We start from the raw sequence: 14,710 nt of genomic DNA on the forward strand, positions 1-14,710 counted from the left end.
CTTCAGTGATAAAGAGTTAGTATGGATTGATAGCATCGCTAAAGGCCGGAAAGCCATTCTTACAGTTTTTGCCAAGCCGTATACGCTAAATGCCATCAAGAATTATGATGAACTTTAATTCTGTATTACTGGCTTATCGAAAAAATCTTATCGCCCAGACAGTTGCTGCCGAGGTGAGATTCGGGATGTTCCCGCCAAAGACTGCCGGTTTCAATAAGCAATGTATATAAAGTCGAATTTTGGCATGCTCTACGCAAACGGTTAACAGGCTTGGCTTTACAACCCCGCAATGCCGGGATGGATCCCGCCACACTTACAAAGATTGATATGATTGCTAACCGGGCGATAAATGAAAAAAATGACACCCGGTATGCAGATACTGGCTGCGAGAAACGGAAAGGTATTCTACCAAAAATCATTTGGCTACCATACTTATGACAAAAGAGATATGAAGGTGAAGAACAGTGACGTATATGATGTGGCTTCGCTGACAAAGATACTGGCAACACTACCGAACATTATGCAGTTGTATGATAAAGGCCTGCTTAAGCTTGACGATAAACTTGGCAACATTTTACCGGAGTTTGCTAATACAGATAAAGGAAGAATATTACGGTAAAGACATGCTGCTGCATCAGGCACGTTTCCAGCCGTGGATGCCGTTTTACCAGGAAACACTTGATGCAACAAAACACCCTGATTCGGCCTATTACCGCAAGGTGTACAGCCCCGAATTTCCACATCAGGTAGCCGAAAACCTTTACCTGCGCGAAGATTATCCTGGTATAATCATAAGCAAAATCGCCCAAAGCAAGCTGCTTCCAAAGCTGAATATAAATACAGTGACTTTTCATTTATCCTGTTTAAGGAATATCTGGAAGCAAAAACCGGTAAATCGCTTGACAGGCTTGCTAATGACTCATTCTATAAACCATTAGGGGCGGCTGCCTGACCTATAATCCGCTGCGTAAGTGGGATATGTTTGAAATGCCTCCCACAGAGGTAGATAACTACTTCCGTTACCAGGTGATCCAGGGTTACGTACATGATATGGCCGCAGCAATGCAGGATGGTGTTGCCGGGCATGCAGGGCTTTTTCAAACGCTATGGATGTAGCCAAAATAATGCAAATGTACCTGCAGAAGGGTAACTACGGGAATAAGCAGTATTTTTCTTCAAAAACATTTGATACATTTAACACATGCTGGGAATGCAAATCAGGTAACAGGCGCGGGCTTGGTTTTGATAAGCCACAGCTTGAAAAATCAGGGCCAACGTGTGGATGTGTTTCAAAGTCAAGCTTTGGGCATACCGGTTTTACAGGCACTATGGCATGGGCTGACCCGGAGAGCGGAATTGTGTATGTGTTCCTGAGTAACCGTACCTATCCTGAAGCAGGCGAAAACAAACTATCAAAAGAAAATATTCGAGAAGATATACAACGGGTTCTACAAGAAGCGATTATCAAGTAGCCAGCCGTTGGGCACAAGCTAATACATGAGTAGAATTTGTGCTTCAAAATATAAAGATTAAAAGAAAAATTATGCAATACCTTGACGCTAAAAACGCTGATGAATATTTTGAAGCTATTCCTGAAGAAAGAAGGGCGGCTATGAAAAAACTGCGGGAAGTAATAGTAAAAAATCTACCAGAGGGCTTTAGCGAGAGCATGGGGTATGGCATGCTGGGCTGGGGCGTACCACATTCAATCTATCCGGCAGGTTATCATTGCGACCCAAAGCAGCCGTTGCCTTTTTTGGGCATAGCATCTCAAAAGAATTTTATTGCACTGTACCACATGGGCATTTATGCCGACAAAGACCTTCATGATTGGTTTGTAGGAGAATATCCAAAATATGTGAAGACTAAGCTTGATATGGGTAAGAGCTGTATCCGCTTTAAAAAGCCGGAGAGTATTCCGTTTGACCTTATAGGCGAACTTGTTACCAAAATGACTGTACAGCAGTGGATAGACCGATATGAAGCTAACCTGAAACGCTGATGATGTAGCTGGCAAGCATTCGTTAATTATACACAAAACAGGTTGAGGCCTGTTTTTTTTATGTAATTTCGTACTTTAATGTTTCCTGATGAAAATAGCTATTGTATGCTACCCAACCTTTGGAGGAAGCGGGGTAGTAGCAACAGAACTGGGCCTTGAGCTGGCACGCCGTGGCCACGAAATACATTTTATAACCTACAGCCAGCCGGTTCGCCTTGCGCTGCTTAACCCAAATGTGCATTACCACGAAGTGCATGTGCCTGAATATCCGCTGTTTCATTACCAGCCCTACGAACTGGCACTATCAAGCAAACTGGTAGATATGGTCAAGCTCCATAACATTGAACTGCTGCATGTGCACTATGCTATTCCGCATGCTTACGCGGGCTACATGGCCAAGAAAATGCTGAAAGAGCAGGGTATAAGGATACCAATGGTAACAACGCTTCACGGCACGGATATCACACTGGTGGGCAACCATCCGTTTTATAAACCTGCAGTAAGCTTCGAGTATCAATCACAGTGATGTTGTAACCTCGGTATCGCAAAACCTTAAAGATGAAACGTATAGGTTGTTTGACATTAAGCGTGATATTGTTGTAATCCTAACTTCATTGAGATTAACAAGAATAAAGTTGATGAAACTTCTGCATGTCATAGAGGGCTTATGGCAACCGATAAGCAAAAGATTATAACACATATAAGCAACTTCAGGAAAGTAAAACGCATTCCTGACGTAGTGAAGATATTCAACGAGATACAAAAAGTTATGCCTGCCAAACTTATGATGGTAGGTGACGGGCCCGAACGTGCAGCCGCTGAGAAGCTTTGCAGTGAATTAGGAATTTCTGACAAAGTAATTTTCTTTGGTAACAGCAGCGAGATAGACCAGATTTTATGCTATAGTGACCTGTTCCTGTTACCGTCTGAAACAGAAAGTTTCGGGCTTGCTGCGCTTGAGGCTATGGCTTGTGGAGTACCTGTAATTTCTAGCAATTCCGGTGGTTTGCCTGAAGTAAATAAGGACGGGTACTCGGGCTATATGGCTGATGTAGGCGATGTTGAGAGTATGGCAAAAAAAGCGATAGCTATACTTGAAGATGACAACAGGCTGTATGAATTTAAGTCTAATGCTTTAAAAGTAGCGCAGGAGTTTGATATAAAGAATATTTTACCAATGTACGAACAGCTTTACCGCAAAGCCCTAAAACAACAACAGCACGCATGAAAAACTTAGTTATAGCATTTACTGTAATTTTATTTGCTGCCTGCAATGCAGGTAAAGATTCTAAAACAAAAGATAATCAGGCAGATAAGTCTGCAGCATCATCTATTAGCTATGAAATTCTGAAGCAGGAAGAATACGGTGGCAGGGAAATTGAGGGTAATGTAGTTGTGAAAACCCAGGCTGAACTCAATAGTTTATACAGCCAACTTGGAATTGGCACTGCGCCTGTAGTTGACTTTTCAAAACAGGCTGTCATAGCATTGTTTATGGGACAAAAGAACAGCGGTGGCTATAGTATCGGTATTGAAAATGTTACAGACGATGGCAAAAGTGTAACAGTTACAATAAAAGAAATCGCCTGAAGGTATGGCAACAATGGCGCTATCTCAGCCTTACTGTATTGCATCAATTACTACAACCAAATCTATAAATTTTAAATAATTATTTGATATCCAGTTCGGTATAAACCGGCAGGTGATCGCTTGGATACCTGCAATGGTCTGAATCGCTTAGAACGGCATATTTGTTTACTGTTACATTTGGAGACGTAAAAATGTAATCTATCCTCGTAATAACGGGTTTATCGAATTTAAAAGCATTAAATGTGCCTTCAGGCCCGTGCTTTTGCAACGCATGTAGTTTAGAATCATGCAGTTGTGCCGACAATAGTTTAATACTTTCGGCAGAATCTTCAAGATTAAAATCGCCCGTGAGAATAATTGAGTAGTTTTTAGTATTTACTGCGTTTATTTTATTGATAATCAACTTTGTACTTTCAATTCGTGCTAATTCTCCAACATGGTCAAAATGTGTGTTGAAAACCCAAATCCTCTTTTTGTCCTGATATTTTCAAACAAACCATAGGTACAAATACGATTATAAGCAGCATCCCATCCTTTTGAAGGAACATCGGGAGTAGGTGATAACCAAAATGTTTTCTGCTGTACCAGCTTGTACTTGAGCTTATTATAGAAGATAGCCGAGTACTCACCACTACCATTGCCATCGCGGCCTTCGCCAATGTAATTATATCCGGTTAATTTATCTGCTAAAAACTGCATCTGGTTCGGCAGGGCTTCCTGAACTCCCATAAAATCAGGCTCATAGAACAAAATTTGGCTTGCCATCATATCCTTCCTGTTGTCCCAGCGATTTTCACCATCGCTTACCAAATCAAGCCGGATATTATATGTCATTACCTTTACCTGTGAGTATAAGGCAAACGATATCAATGATATAGCAACAAAGAGAGCCCGCATAATTACGGGATTGATGTTAGCCCGTAAAACCTGAATTTGCCACCTACTTTCACAAATCTAAAGCTATGGCTCGTGCCTTTATGAACTTTTGAGAACTCGCCCGGGTAGTATGTTTCAACCCATACTTCGTACAGCTTCAGGTCTTTAGGGTAATCTTTAGGCATTACTTTGGGCTTGAAACCTTTTAAGGTTATAGAGCTGAATGAGTAACCTTTTTTGCCATGGCCTTGTATACCGGCGACTCAGTAAACTTTTGGCCTATTACCGCAAAAAGAATTCGGCGGGTACAAACATAGTGCCGTCAGCAGCTACGTCCATAGCGCCAACACAGTCAACGCAATCAACTTCTTTCAGGCTGAGGCTAAGAAATTTAGCTTTGTCGCCTTTAACTAAAGCATCAACTAACTGAACGAAGTTTTTGTCAAGTTCATCCCAGTCATTTGGTGACTGTTTTTTTACAGCTGGCTTTTGTGCAAATGCTATCTGGAAGCAAAAAAGTGCAAGCAGCAATCCTAATTTTTTCATGAGGTAAAATTACTAAAATCCTTCAACGTATTTTCAGGCCATAAATTTTATTGCACTATTGTTTTTTGCGAGTGCAGCAATTAACAAATAATTAGTAGTCTGAATTACTAGTTTTCTGTAAGATTTATTTTCTCATGCAAAAGGCAATTTAGTCTTAATTAAATAATTGAAAAACAAGTATTTGTATTTCGAGTTAAATAAAATCGATGAACTGCACTTTTTTGAAAGGGTTTTGTAACAATGATGTTGAAAAGGCATCGTAATTTTGCAAAAGATTTTTTGAACCAAAATCGTTCTTTGACATCACGGCAAGTTTTGCAGAAACTATCTGGCGAGTGATAGAGCTTTCGCAAAAGTTTCTGAAGAATTGGCTGTGATATATTTTGGCATAAAATCTTCTCGTGGCGTATCATTAACATGGTACATGCCTTCGATGGGAATCTGGTAACCGATGTTTGTGTTTTTCATCCGGTAGGTGTAAATTGCCCCAAGCAGACCCGCCATTTTCGTACCCGTTATTTTTGCGCGTCTCATGGCGTCAAACCCAATTACCATGCCTTCGCCCATGCTGCCCGTCCAATGGCCTGCCATCACTACAAGTTTTCCTGTGTAGTTTGTTTTTTCTCGGCGATACAAATTCAACCCAGCTGCGTACAGTGCCATATTGCTTTTCGTTGATTACATGCTTCTGGTAAGGCAATGGGCTGCAGGTAAACCTGCCCATTATACCTCGCGCCACAGTAGTATTGCCACCGCCGGGAGTATCGGTAAGGTTAAGTATTATAGATTTTGTTTTTATAAGATCGTCCAGCGCTTTATCAAATTCAGCAATAACATCGGTATTACCCAGGCTGTTATTTATTTTAATATAGCCTATGTTGCCCGGCAGTAATTTGTAGTCAAGAAGTTTTCCGGCCTTACAGGTTTATGCGCATCAGGATAGTATATTTTTTCAATACCATTTTCTATGAGTGTAATTTCACGCTGTGTATCATGCGTGCCTGCCATCAGCATATTTAAAGCATAAGAATACATGCTTTCATTATAAGATGTTATATATTTTGGGAGAAAGCGCTTTAGCTCCTCACCAACAGCTTTACCATTAAACTTCAGTAACTGCATTCCCGGTTTCAGTCCGCATGCTTCAGCGCCGGATTGTGGTTTTACATCTGCAATGAAGTAATAGTTACCCCGCTTTTCTGCAAACAGGTCGTTACCTGAGGGAATTATCCTGTTTGATGATGGCAGATTGGTTGTAAGTGAAACATGCCCGTTATGAAACTCCTGCAGCACCTGCTCAAGAAAGGTTATAAATTGTGCGTCGTCTTTGATAGCAGCAGCCTGTGGCTGATATATATCTTTAACCTTTGCCCAGTCAATGTGTTGCTTTTCAAAATAGGCATAGTTGTCGTTATAGTCATTCCACAGTTCAAGGAAATCCTGCTCATATCTTGTTTGAGATAAAGCGCTTATTCCTAAAAGGGTACAAAAAATTACAATGTACTTGCCAAAATATTTCATAAGAGCAAATATATACATTAGAAAGAATACATTTCATTGATATATACTCCTGACAATATAGCCAACGTATTGTTAGAAAATATTCATCGATTATTTTCGTATTTTGTCGATATCACTTTTTCTATATAAGAATATAATCTTATATTTGCATTATCAAATTGGCCAGTTTGAAATAATACTTCGTTTTATTTAAAATCAATTCACAATGAAAACTTTAAAAAGTAGATTTTTTTACAATTATTGGATTATTCGTATTGGCAGTGGGTATATATTCTTGCTCTGAGCATGAAAGTGTACAGGTGCAGGATTCTCATGCTGTAATGCTTGAAAATCTTAAGGCATTCAATAATGACTTCATTACAAAACATCCTCAAAGCGCTGCAAGCCAAAGAGGCGGGTTTTGGGGTAAAGTGTTGCAGGTAGCAGCTGTTGCAACAGGAGACCTTTCAGGTGCTGCAGCAGGTGTATGGGGAGTTCAGAAACTGGCAATTGCTGCAGGTGCGGCAACCAGCGGTACAGGTTATGCAGTGGTTTCTGCTGCGGGAGCTGTTGTTGGTGCGGCCGGTGGGTCATACATGGCTTATTGTACAGTGAAACCAAGAGCGTGTGCAAATAACAGGGGAGGTATGCCTGAACTAATTGAATATGAAGACAGGTATGATATTAATTTTGAAATTACAAACCCAAAATTTGTAAACCTTAATGAGTTAGGATATCTGCACAACAGCATCCTTGAAGAGTCATATTATGGTGGTATAAGCCAAAAAGACTGGTTAACGGCAAAATCTATCAGCGGAACTTCATATCTTTTGAAAACAGCCAGTGAAGATGATAGTAAATCATTAATGAATACACTCTTCCAGTCAAGTGAACTGGCAAATGTTAAGAGCGGTATAAGCAATGCAATTGGTAAATATTCTCAGGACGATAAATTTGATTACAAGGTTTTATTACAAAGCCTGCTTAATGATCAATTGATTAATCAAAACCTTTATGATGTTTTAGATTTATTCTTAAATGTTTACAATAAGGCTGAATCATTTGAAGATTTTGAAACTATCATTAAATTTTATGTTGCTGAAATTGAAAATTCAAATCTGAATGATACGGAAAAAGAAGCGCTTTTAGCTGCATTTTCAGTTGCTGCAAAAAGCCCATATTTCTGGACTGAATAGTTTTTAAATTTATCTGATATGATGAAAGGGCTGCTTAGGCAGCCCTTTCTAATTAAATTAAAAACGCCGGTTAGTACCAGCGTTTTTTATTCTTTTTTGAAGCATCGCTCTTACGCGAATTGTTCTTATTATTCGGGTTTTTATTTTTATTCCGCAGGTCGGGTTTTGCATCCGGTTTAGGTTCAGGTGCGTTGCCTATTGGGTAGGGGTGCCCCTCAATAACTTTAAGTTGCATGCGTATCAGCTTCTCAATATCTTTAAGGTAAGGCAGTTCATCTTTACTGCAAAAGATATGGCAAGCCCTTCATTACCCGCACGTCCTGTACGCCCAATACGGTGTACATAAGTTTCGGGAATATTCGGCAGGTCAAAGTTTATCACATACGGCAGGCTTTCAATATCAATACCGCGGGCAGCAATATCTGTAGCCACCAGTACCGATACTTCTTTGTTCTTAAAGCCCTCAAGCACGCGCACACGGGCATTCTGGCTTTTGTCGCCATGAATGGCTTCAGCATTTACCCCATGCTTTTTCAATGCTTTTACCACATTGTCAGCGCCGTGCTTTGTACGTGTAAATACGAGCACATTGCTCAGGTTTTCGTTCGGATAAGGTGGTATAGCAATTTGCGCTTATCACCCTTATCTACGTGGTACAGCTGCTGCTTCACACGCTCAGCGGTAGATGATACTGGTGCCACCGCTACATACTTAGGGTCGGTTAAGAAAGTATCTGCCAGTTCGCGTATTGCCATCGGCATAGTAGCAGAGAATAAAAGCGTCTGCCTGTTATCCGGAGTGAGCTTAATGATTTTCCGTACATCATTTATAAAACCCATATCCAGCATCTGGTCAGCCTCGTCAAGCACCAGGTGGTGCATGTGGTTCAGGTCAATAAAGCCCTGCTTGTGCAGGTCTAGCAGTCGGCCAGGTGTGGCAATAAGCACATCAACGCCTTTTTTAAGCTGGTCGGTTTGGGATGTCTGGTTCACACCGCCAAAAATGGTAAGCTGCCTTACGTTGGTATATTTTCCATACGTGTCAAAGCTGGCGCCAATCTGCAGGGCAAGTTCACGTGTTGGTGTTATTACAAGCGTGCGTATGTATTTGCGTTTCTTTTCGCTGCCTACAATACGGTGCAGGCTGTTAAGTATAGGTATGGCAAAGGCCGCCGTTTTTCCGGTACCGGTCTGCGCACAGCCCACAAGGTCTGTCCCCTCAAGTATAACAGGTATTGCCTGTTGCTGTATAGGGGTAGGGGTTTCATAGCCTTCATCGGCCAGGGCCTGCTGTATATTTTTCAGCAGGTTTAAATCTTCAAATTTCATCTAATCGTTTCTAAATAAGCCGCAGCATAAGTATTGCGGCCCGGCAAAGATACGCTTTTAATATTTAGCGGAATTTTTAGCAGATTCGTCAGTTATTGCAGCATTGTTTACTAATGATGTCTTTGCCTTCATAAAATCAGTTACAAGATAAGCAATGAGTTTTCCTGTAAGATGGCTGTTGGCAGCGTTATCAAGGCTTGGTGCGCCTTCGCATATGTGCAGGTATGCCGCATTTTTCTGTTTCCCGAAGAAGTAAACAAACTGCCTTGCCCTTTCAGCGCTAAAGCCTGAAGGTGTCATGGCACTGCTGGCCACGTTTACAATCGCATCAAGGTCAAGCTCAACACCGTATCGTTCATCATTTATAAACTCAAGGGCGTTGTGCATTTCGGCAGTGAAACCTTTTTCACGCGTTACGGCAATCTGTTCGTAGGTATTGTATTTAACGCGGCCCTCGGTTTTCTTAATGGTTTCCATTACACCTTTGCCGCAATAATTTTCATGCAGCCCGAAGATAAAGTATTTCCTTAGGAAGCCTTCTTCATAAGCGTAGCTGAAACCGTTACCGCTGTGGCGCCCTTCAAGCAAGCGGAAGTCGGTATGCGCATCAAAATTAACAGCATTTACAGGGCGGCCTTTTGCCAGCGCTGTACCTTTAATATTACCGTAGGCATTGTTGTGGCCACCGCCTATAATGATGGGTGTTTTCTTTGCACGCACAATAAGGGTTATTATGTGCGATACCTCTTTATCAAGCTGCTCTACAAGGGCCGAAAGCTTTTTACGGTCTGCTTTTTCGTTAGGGTCAAGGCCTTCAGCCTGCTGCAGGGCTTCGGCAGTATCTACACAGCCGAGTATTAACAGCCTTCCGGCTTTAAAAATTTGTTATGTTGTAGGTTTACTATGCTTTTCAGAGCGCCTTCCCAGGCTGTTGCAGTGCCGGGACGGCCATAATTGGCACGTACGCCTACATCTTCGGGTATTCCTAATAATACAAATTCAGCATCGGTTGCAGCAAGCCCTTCTTCAATGGTAATACCCGGTGGCAGCACTTGTATACGCTCACCATATTTAATCTCGCCGCTGCGCTCGGCAGTATACTTCAATAGGCTGTTTTCTGTGAACCTTACTATATTTTCCATGGCAATTTTGTGGTAACCAAAAATACTATTTTAGTTTAATTTTCGTTAAAAAAGATAAAGGCAAAATGTAAAAAGCCATAAATTTGAAAAAAAAACTTACAACAATGGAATATCAAAGAAGCAATTCAAGTTTAAAAGCTATCATTATTGTACTGTCTATCTTACTGTTGGGTAGTTTGGCGTATATGTATAAAATGAGCACTGACAGCAAAGAGACTGAAGTAAAACTTACAAACGAGAAAGATACTTTGCTGGCTGAACTAAATGCCGCCAAGGCCGATTATGACAAAGCCATTGCTGAAAACAGCGGACTTAAAGGCGAGCTGGAAGCAGAACGCGCTAAAATTGAGGAGTTGATTGCCCAGGTAGAGAAATCTAAAGGTGATGTTGCTACGCTGAGCCGTTTCCGTGATGATTACCGCAGGCTGAAGCGTGACATGGACAGGCTGATGGCTGAAAATAACAGGCTGAAAGGCGAGAATGCCGACCTTACGATGCAGCGTGATACAACTGCTGCTGCATTGGGCGAATCAAGAAGGTACAGTGATACCCTTGTGAAGCAAAATGACAATCTTACCAAAACTGTTGAGAAAGCACAAAAGCTTACAATTCTTAACCTGAAAACAGAATCATTTAAGGAACGTAGTTCAGGTAAGCTTGTGGCGACTGATAAAGCCAGCAGGGTTGATAAGCTTAGGATAAGCTTTACAATTGCAGGTAACGAAGTAGCTAAAGCCGGCGACAGAATGTATTATGTACAGATCATCGATAGCAAGAACAATGTGCTGGGCGAAAAGAAAACAGAAGTGTTTGGAGACTACACCCTTACCTACAGCTTTACAACTGTTGCAAACTTCCAGAACAAGACAGTTGATATAAGCGAGACACTTTCGGGTAAAGACTTTGCCAAAGGCACTTACTTTGTAAATGTGTTTGATAAGGATGTGCTTGTTGCTAATTCAAGTTTCAACCTCCGCTAACGAGAAATAATTTACAGTTAAAAAGGATATTCCGGATCTGGGATATCCTTTTTTTATGCCCTAAATCGTCAAAATAAATTTTTATCACACTGTGCCTTTCACTTGTTATTTTTTTACCTTTGGCGTTGCAAACACATTAACGATTTTTCAAAAATCACCATGAAATTCGACAGGAAACAGCTTACCAACGAACAATTACTTGATTTATATAAGAAATTAATAAAACCACGCCTTATAGAGGAAAAGATGCTTATCCTAATCCGCCAGGGTAAGGTTTCAAAATGGTTCTCAGGCATAGGGCAGGAGGCTATTTCAGTTGGCGTTACTGCCGTACTGGATAAAGACGAATACATTCTCCCAATGCACCGTAACCTGGGTGTTTTCACAGGGCGTGATATTCCGCTGTACAGATTGTTTTCGCAATGGCAGGGTAAGGCTAACGGGTTTACCAAAGGCCGCGACCGTTCTTTCCACTTCGGTACGCAGGAGTTTAAGATCATCGGGATGATATCGCACCTTGGGCCGCAGCTTGGCGTGGCCGATGGTATTGCACTAGCTCACAAACTTCGCGGCGAAGGCAAAGTAACTGCTGTATTTACAGGAGAAGGCGCCACCAGTGAGGGGGATTTCCACGAGGCGTTGAATATTGCTGCCGTATGGGAACTTCCGGTGCTTTTCATCATCGAGAATAATGGTTATGGGCTGTCAACACCTACAAACGAACAATATCGTTGTGAAAACCTGGCTGATAAAGGCATAGGGTATGGCATTGAGTCGCATATAATCGACGGGAATAACATACTTGAGGTCTTTACGCAGCTGACGGGTATTGTAGAGTCGATGCGCAGCAATCCGCGCCCGGTTTTGCTGGAGTTCAAGACGTTCCGTATGCGTGGGCATGAAGAGGCGAGTGGTACCAAATATGTTCCGCAGGAGTTGATGGACATGTGGGCGATAAAAGACCCGGTTGACAACTACCGCAAATACCTTAAAGAAGAAGGTGTGCTTACCGATGAAAAAGACGAAGCGCTTCGAGCTGAACTTAAAGCAGAAATTGATGAACATTACCAACGTGCTTCTGCCGAGCCTGCCATTGAAGCCAGCTTAAGTGAAGAATTAAATGATGTTTACAAACCATATAATTTTGAAGAAGTTAAGCCTTCAGGTGATGTTGAGAATGTGCGAATGATTGATGCAATTTCGCAAGGCCTTAGCCAATCGATGGAGCGTCATGAAAATCTTGTGATCATGGGCCAGGACATAGCTGAATACGGTGGCGCTTTCAAGATTACCGATGGCTTTGTAGCGAAGTTCGGTAAAGACCGTGTTCGAAACACACCAATATGTGAGTCGGCCGTAGTTTCGGCAGGTATGGGCTTATCCATTAATAAATATAAGTCGGTGATCGAGATGCAGTTTGCAGATTTCGTTTCTACGGGCTTCAACCCGATTGTAAACTATTTAGCAAAAGTACACTATCGCTGGCAGGAAAATGCTGATGTGGTGGTGCGTATGCCTTGCGGTGCGGGTGTACAGGCAGGGCCTTTCCATTCGCAGACCAATGAGGCATGGTTTACTAAAACCCCGGGACTGAAAGTGGTGTATCCGGCTTTCCCGTATGATGCAAAAGGACTTCTGGCTACCGCTATAAACGACCCCAATCCGGTGATGTTCTTTGAGCATAAAGCTCTGTACCGGAGCGTTTACCAGGATGTACCAAAAGATTACTACACCATACCATTTGGGCAGGCTGCGCTTTTAAGAGAGGGAGATGCAGTTACGGTGATTTCATTTGGTGCAGGTGTCCACTGGGCGCTTGAAACGCTTGACAAAAACCCTGAAATTAAAGCTGATGTGCTTGACCTTCGCACGCTGCAGCCGCTTGATACAGAGGCTATCTATAAATCGGTTAAGAAAACAGGCAAGATTATAATCCTTCAGGAAGATACATTGTTTGGCGGTGTGGCCAGTGATATATCAGCCATGATTATGGAGAACTGCTTTGAGTGGCTTGATGGCCCGGTAAAACGTGTAGGAAGCCTTGAGAGCGCCATACCATTCACCAAGGCACTTGAAGACCAATACCTGCCGAAACAACGTTTTGAAGAGGCGTTGCAGGAGTTGATGGCATATTAAGCATAAGACCTAATATTGTAATTAATATCAAATGCCCGAGAACTTCTCTTTCTCGGGCATTTAAGTGTTAAGTTGTTCGATACCTCCCCACAAACTCCGACGGCGTTTCACTTGTACGTTTTTTAAACACGCGTGAGAAATAGGCGTAGTCTTCGAAGCCAAGATATGCAGCAATTTCTGCAAAATTATCACGGTGCAGCAGCAATTCTTTTTTCGCTTCGAGCAATACCCTGTCTTGTATAATATCAGATGCGGTTTTTCCCGCTACGGCCTTTGCAATCCTGTTTAAGTGTTTGGCACTGATGGCGAGCATATCGGCATATTGCGATGGCGACTTTATCGTCAGGAAGTTTCTCTCAACCAAAGCCTCAAAACGTATATAGATATCAGAATAAGGGCCGGAAGCGGCAGTGTCATTATTTATCTTAAGATATTCGCGCGTGCTTTCAATATAAATCAGGTCAACCAGGCTGAGGAGCTTTTGCCTTTTCATGAGGTCATTACTCAGGCTTTCATGTAGTGCATTGGCAAACAATTCTTCAACAGATTGTGTCTCATCTTTATCAAGCATAACCACAGGCATATTATGAATACTATAATAGAAAGGGAACTGGCTTAGGCGGTTCTGCGTATAATGCTGCTCATAAAAAGCACGTGTATGGAGGAAAACGTACCCACTGATGTCATCTGAAAGTTCCCAATGGTGGGTTTGCCCCGGGTTTAGGAAAAATAATGCACCACGGGAAACAGCGTAAGAAGTAAAATCAACTTCATGCACACCGCTTCCGTGCGTGAAAAGTACAGCCACATAAAAGTCATGCTTATGCGGTACAGAAATATCTTTATGGAAAGCTTCGAGATGATTTTCCAGTATGTTAATATAGAAACCGTCATGATTTTCTTTTCCGCTGAAAAGTTCAATGTCAAGTAATTCCGTTTTTTCCATGTCTTAAAAGTACAAATTATTGCGAAATTTGTGTAACCCTGTAACTGTAAAACCTTTGTACCTTTGGTAAAAATAAAAGCCATGTCTGCTATTAAAGGAATACTGGGCGAAAGATGCCCGAAGTGTGAAAAAGGAAAAGTGTTTTACAAAAAAGGCAACCCTTTACTTTTTACCATGCCACGCATGAACGAGCATTGCCCGGTTTGCGGTCACCAATTTGAAAAAGAGCCCGGCTACTTTTTCGGCTCTATGTACGTAAGCTATGGGCTGACTGTAGCAGAAATGATTGCGGTGTTCATCATTTCATTTTTAATTACAGATAATTATGCACTGATATTATTGATAATCGCAATTATGGCTGTACTGCTTAGCACATTCAATTTCAGGCTATCACGTATGATATGGATTTATATGCTTGACGGGAAGGACAGGACGGTTTAGTGTCATTATGAAATCATAAAGTTCTTT

Annotated in this window: 19 protein-coding genes and 2 pseudogenes; 11 read left to right on the forward strand and 10 right to left on the reverse strand. The window is 41.7% G+C overall.

Annotation, left to right across the window (positions count from 1 at the left end; all coding sequences use genetic code 11):
- Positions 1 to 349: 349 nt before the first annotated feature.
- The 7 genes and pseudogenes from LRS05_RS16665 to LRS05_RS16695 all read left to right on the forward strand — a co-directional run bounded on the left by LRS05_RS16665 (position 350) and on the right by LRS05_RS16695 (position 3,592).
- On the forward strand, positions 350 to 619 hold the full coding sequence (locus tag LRS05_RS16665; RefSeq protein ID WP_257869334.1) for a serine hydrolase domain-containing protein: 270 nt from the start codon (positions 350 to 352) through the stop codon (positions 617 to 619).
- Positions 585 to 938 (forward strand): hypothetical protein, encoded by a 354-nt coding sequence (locus LRS05_RS16670; protein WP_257869335.1) that lies wholly within the window; start codon positions 585 to 587, stop codon positions 936 to 938. Before LRS05_RS16665 ends, LRS05_RS16670 begins: the two co-directional genes overlap by 35 nt.
- Positions 939 to 987: 49 nt before the next feature.
- Complete coding sequence (locus LRS05_RS16675; protein WP_257869336.1) at positions 988 to 1,116, forward strand: hypothetical protein; 129 nt, start codon at positions 988 to 990, stop codon at positions 1,114 to 1,116.
- A gap of 14 nt (positions 1,117 to 1,130) precedes the next feature.
- A complete protein-coding gene (locus LRS05_RS16680) occupies positions 1,131 to 1,472 on the forward strand; it encodes a serine hydrolase (RefSeq protein WP_257869337.1) in 342 nt (113 codons plus the stop codon).
- A gap of 71 nt (positions 1,473 to 1,543) precedes the next feature.
- On the forward strand, positions 1,544 to 2,002 hold the full coding sequence (locus LRS05_RS16685) for a DUF1801 domain-containing protein (RefSeq protein WP_257868409.1): 459 nt from the start codon (positions 1,544 to 1,546) through the stop codon (positions 2,000 to 2,002).
- An 88-nt stretch (positions 2,003 to 2,090) separates the two neighbouring features.
- Positions 2,091 to 3,230, forward strand: a pseudogene (bshA, locus tag LRS05_RS16690) (N-acetyl-alpha-D-glucosaminyl L-malate synthase BshA).
- Positions 3,227 to 3,592, forward strand: coding sequence for a protease complex subunit PrcB family protein (locus tag LRS05_RS16695; RefSeq protein WP_257869296.1), 366 nt, complete (start codon positions 3,227 to 3,229; stop codon positions 3,590 to 3,592). The pseudogene bshA and the gene LRS05_RS16695 overlap by 4 nt, the downstream one beginning before the upstream one ends.
- 79 nt (positions 3,593 to 3,671) lie before the next feature.
- Here LRS05_RS16695 and LRS05_RS17480 read toward each other — a convergent pair whose 3' ends face one another.
- The 6 genes from LRS05_RS17480 to LRS05_RS16720 all read right to left on the reverse strand — a co-directional run bounded on the left by LRS05_RS17480 (position 3,672) and on the right by LRS05_RS16720 (position 6,535).
- Positions 3,672 to 3,995: an endonuclease/exonuclease/phosphatase family protein gene (locus LRS05_RS17480; protein WP_308225065.1), complete on the reverse strand. Its 324-nt coding sequence runs from the start codon at positions 3,993 to 3,995 to the stop codon at positions 3,672 to 3,674.
- A 20-nt stretch (positions 3,996 to 4,015) separates the two neighbouring features.
- A complete protein-coding gene (locus LRS05_RS17485) occupies positions 4,016 to 4,489 on the reverse strand; it encodes a hypothetical protein (RefSeq protein ID WP_308225067.1) in 474 nt (157 codons plus the stop codon).
- A gap of 2 nt (positions 4,490 to 4,491) precedes the next feature.
- Entirely contained in the window at positions 4,492 to 4,653 is a 162-nt protein-coding gene (locus LRS05_RS16705; protein ID WP_257869297.1) for a hypothetical protein, read from the reverse strand.
- 97 nt (positions 4,654 to 4,750) lie between these two features.
- A complete protein-coding gene (locus LRS05_RS16710) occupies positions 4,751 to 5,014 on the reverse strand; it encodes a hypothetical protein (protein ID WP_257869338.1) in 264 nt (87 codons plus the stop codon).
- A gap of 324 nt (positions 5,015 to 5,338) precedes the next feature.
- Positions 5,339 to 5,677 carry a S41 family peptidase gene (locus LRS05_RS16715; protein ID WP_257869339.1) on the reverse strand — a complete coding sequence of 113 codons (339 nt, stop codon included), beginning with the start codon at positions 5,675 to 5,677 and terminating at the stop codon, positions 5,339 to 5,341.
- A 210-nt stretch (positions 5,678 to 5,887) separates the two neighbouring features.
- Positions 5,888 to 6,535, reverse strand: a complete 648-nt coding sequence (locus LRS05_RS16720) for a hypothetical protein (RefSeq protein ID WP_257869340.1) — start codon at positions 6,533 to 6,535, stop codon at positions 5,888 to 5,890.
- A 260-nt stretch (positions 6,536 to 6,795) separates the two neighbouring features.
- On the opposite strand from LRS05_RS16720, the gene LRS05_RS16725 reads away from it, so the two are divergent.
- Positions 6,796 to 7,710, forward strand: a complete 915-nt coding sequence (locus LRS05_RS16725; protein WP_257868404.1) for a hypothetical protein — start codon at positions 6,796 to 6,798, stop codon at positions 7,708 to 7,710.
- Between the two features lie 70 nt (positions 7,711 to 7,780).
- On the opposite strand, the pseudogene LRS05_RS16730 reads toward LRS05_RS16725, so the two are convergent.
- The 3 genes and pseudogenes from LRS05_RS16730 to LRS05_RS17495 all read right to left on the reverse strand — a co-directional run bounded on the left by LRS05_RS16730 (position 7,781) and on the right by LRS05_RS17495 (position 10,180).
- Positions 7,781 to 9,038, reverse strand: a pseudogene (locus LRS05_RS16730) (DEAD/DEAH box helicase).
- Positions 9,039 to 9,095: 57 nt separating this feature from the next.
- Positions 9,096 to 9,758: an arginase family protein gene (locus tag LRS05_RS17490; protein WP_308225069.1), complete on the reverse strand. Its 663-nt coding sequence runs from the start codon at positions 9,756 to 9,758 to the stop codon at positions 9,096 to 9,098.
- A 137-nt stretch (positions 9,759 to 9,895) separates the two neighbouring features.
- Complete coding sequence (locus LRS05_RS17495) at positions 9,896 to 10,180, reverse strand: hypothetical protein (RefSeq protein WP_308225071.1); 285 nt, start codon at positions 10,178 to 10,180, stop codon at positions 9,896 to 9,898.
- Between the two features lie 104 nt (positions 10,181 to 10,284).
- Between LRS05_RS17495 and LRS05_RS16740 the strand changes: the two genes are divergently transcribed.
- Positions 10,285 to 11,160 carry a hypothetical protein gene (locus LRS05_RS16740; RefSeq protein ID WP_257868402.1) on the forward strand — a complete coding sequence of 292 codons (876 nt, stop codon included), beginning with the start codon at positions 10,285 to 10,287 and terminating at the stop codon, positions 11,158 to 11,160.
- Between the two features lie 159 nt (positions 11,161 to 11,319).
- Complete coding sequence (locus LRS05_RS16745) at positions 11,320 to 13,296, forward strand: dehydrogenase E1 component subunit alpha/beta (protein ID WP_257868401.1); 1,977 nt, start codon at positions 11,320 to 11,322, stop codon at positions 13,294 to 13,296.
- Positions 13,297 to 13,363: 67 nt separating this feature from the next.
- Here the strand turns inward: LRS05_RS16745 and LRS05_RS16750 are convergent, their stop codons facing one another.
- Positions 13,364 to 14,242: an AraC family transcriptional regulator gene (locus LRS05_RS16750; protein ID WP_257869341.1), complete on the reverse strand. Its 879-nt coding sequence runs from the start codon at positions 14,240 to 14,242 to the stop codon at positions 13,364 to 13,366.
- 81 nt (positions 14,243 to 14,323) lie between these two features.
- Here LRS05_RS16750 and LRS05_RS16755 point away from each other — a divergent pair, with 81 nt between their 5' ends.
- Entirely contained in the window at positions 14,324 to 14,683 is a 360-nt protein-coding gene (locus LRS05_RS16755; RefSeq protein ID WP_257868399.1) for a DUF983 domain-containing protein, read from the forward strand.
- Positions 14,684 to 14,710 lie beyond the last annotated feature (27 nt).

Origin of the sequence: Flavobacterium sp. J372 (genome assembly GCF_024699965.1) — a bacterium.
GTDB lineage: Bacteria > Bacteroidota > Bacteroidia > Flavobacteriales > Flavobacteriaceae > Flavobacterium.

Excerpts from the sequence above, each read along its gene's own strand:
- LRS05_RS16665 (WP_257869334.1), top strand. The coding sequence starts at position 350 with ATGAAAAAAATGACACCCGGTATGCAGATACTGGCTGCGAGAAACGGA.
- LRS05_RS16675 (WP_257869336.1), top strand. The coding sequence starts at position 988 with ATGCCTCCCACAGAGGTAGATAACTACTTCCGTTACCAGGTGATCCAG.
- LRS05_RS16680 (WP_257869337.1), top strand. The coding sequence starts at position 1,131 with ATGTACCTGCAGAAGGGTAACTACGGGAATAAGCAGTATTTTTCTTCA.
- LRS05_RS16685 (WP_257868409.1), top strand. The coding sequence starts at position 1,544 with ATGCAATACCTTGACGCTAAAAACGCTGATGAATATTTTGAAGCTATT.
- LRS05_RS16695 (WP_257869296.1), top strand. The coding sequence starts at position 3,227 with ATGAAAAACTTAGTTATAGCATTTACTGTAATTTTATTTGCTGCCTGC.
- LRS05_RS17485 (WP_308225067.1), bottom strand. The coding sequence starts at position 4,489 with ATGCGGGCTCTCTTTGTTGCTATATCATTGATATCGTTTGCCTTATAC.
- LRS05_RS16705 (WP_257869297.1), bottom strand. The coding sequence starts at position 4,653 with ATGCCTAAAGATTACCCTAAAGACCTGAAGCTGTACGAAGTATGGGTT.
- LRS05_RS16710 (WP_257869338.1), bottom strand. The coding sequence starts at position 5,014 with ATGAAAAAATTAGGATTGCTGCTTGCACTTTTTTGCTTCCAGATAGCA.
- LRS05_RS16715 (WP_257869339.1), bottom strand. The coding sequence starts at position 5,677 with ATGGCACTGTACGCAGCTGGGTTGAATTTGTATCGCCGAGAAAAAACA.
- LRS05_RS16720 (WP_257869340.1), bottom strand. The coding sequence starts at position 6,535 with ATGAAATATTTTGGCAAGTACATTGTAATTTTTTGTACCCTTTTAGGA.
- LRS05_RS17495 (WP_308225071.1), bottom strand. The coding sequence starts at position 10,180 with ATGGAAAATATAGTAAGGTTCACAGAAAACAGCCTATTGAAGTATACT.
- LRS05_RS16740 (WP_257868402.1), top strand. The coding sequence starts at position 10,285 with ATGGAATATCAAAGAAGCAATTCAAGTTTAAAAGCTATCATTATTGTA.
- LRS05_RS16745 (WP_257868401.1), top strand. The coding sequence starts at position 11,320 with ATGAAATTCGACAGGAAACAGCTTACCAACGAACAATTACTTGATTTA.
- LRS05_RS16750 (WP_257869341.1), bottom strand. The coding sequence starts at position 14,242 with ATGGAAAAAACGGAATTACTTGACATTGAACTTTTCAGCGGAAAAGAA.
- LRS05_RS16755 (WP_257868399.1), top strand. The coding sequence starts at position 14,324 with ATGTCTGCTATTAAAGGAATACTGGGCGAAAGATGCCCGAAGTGTGAA.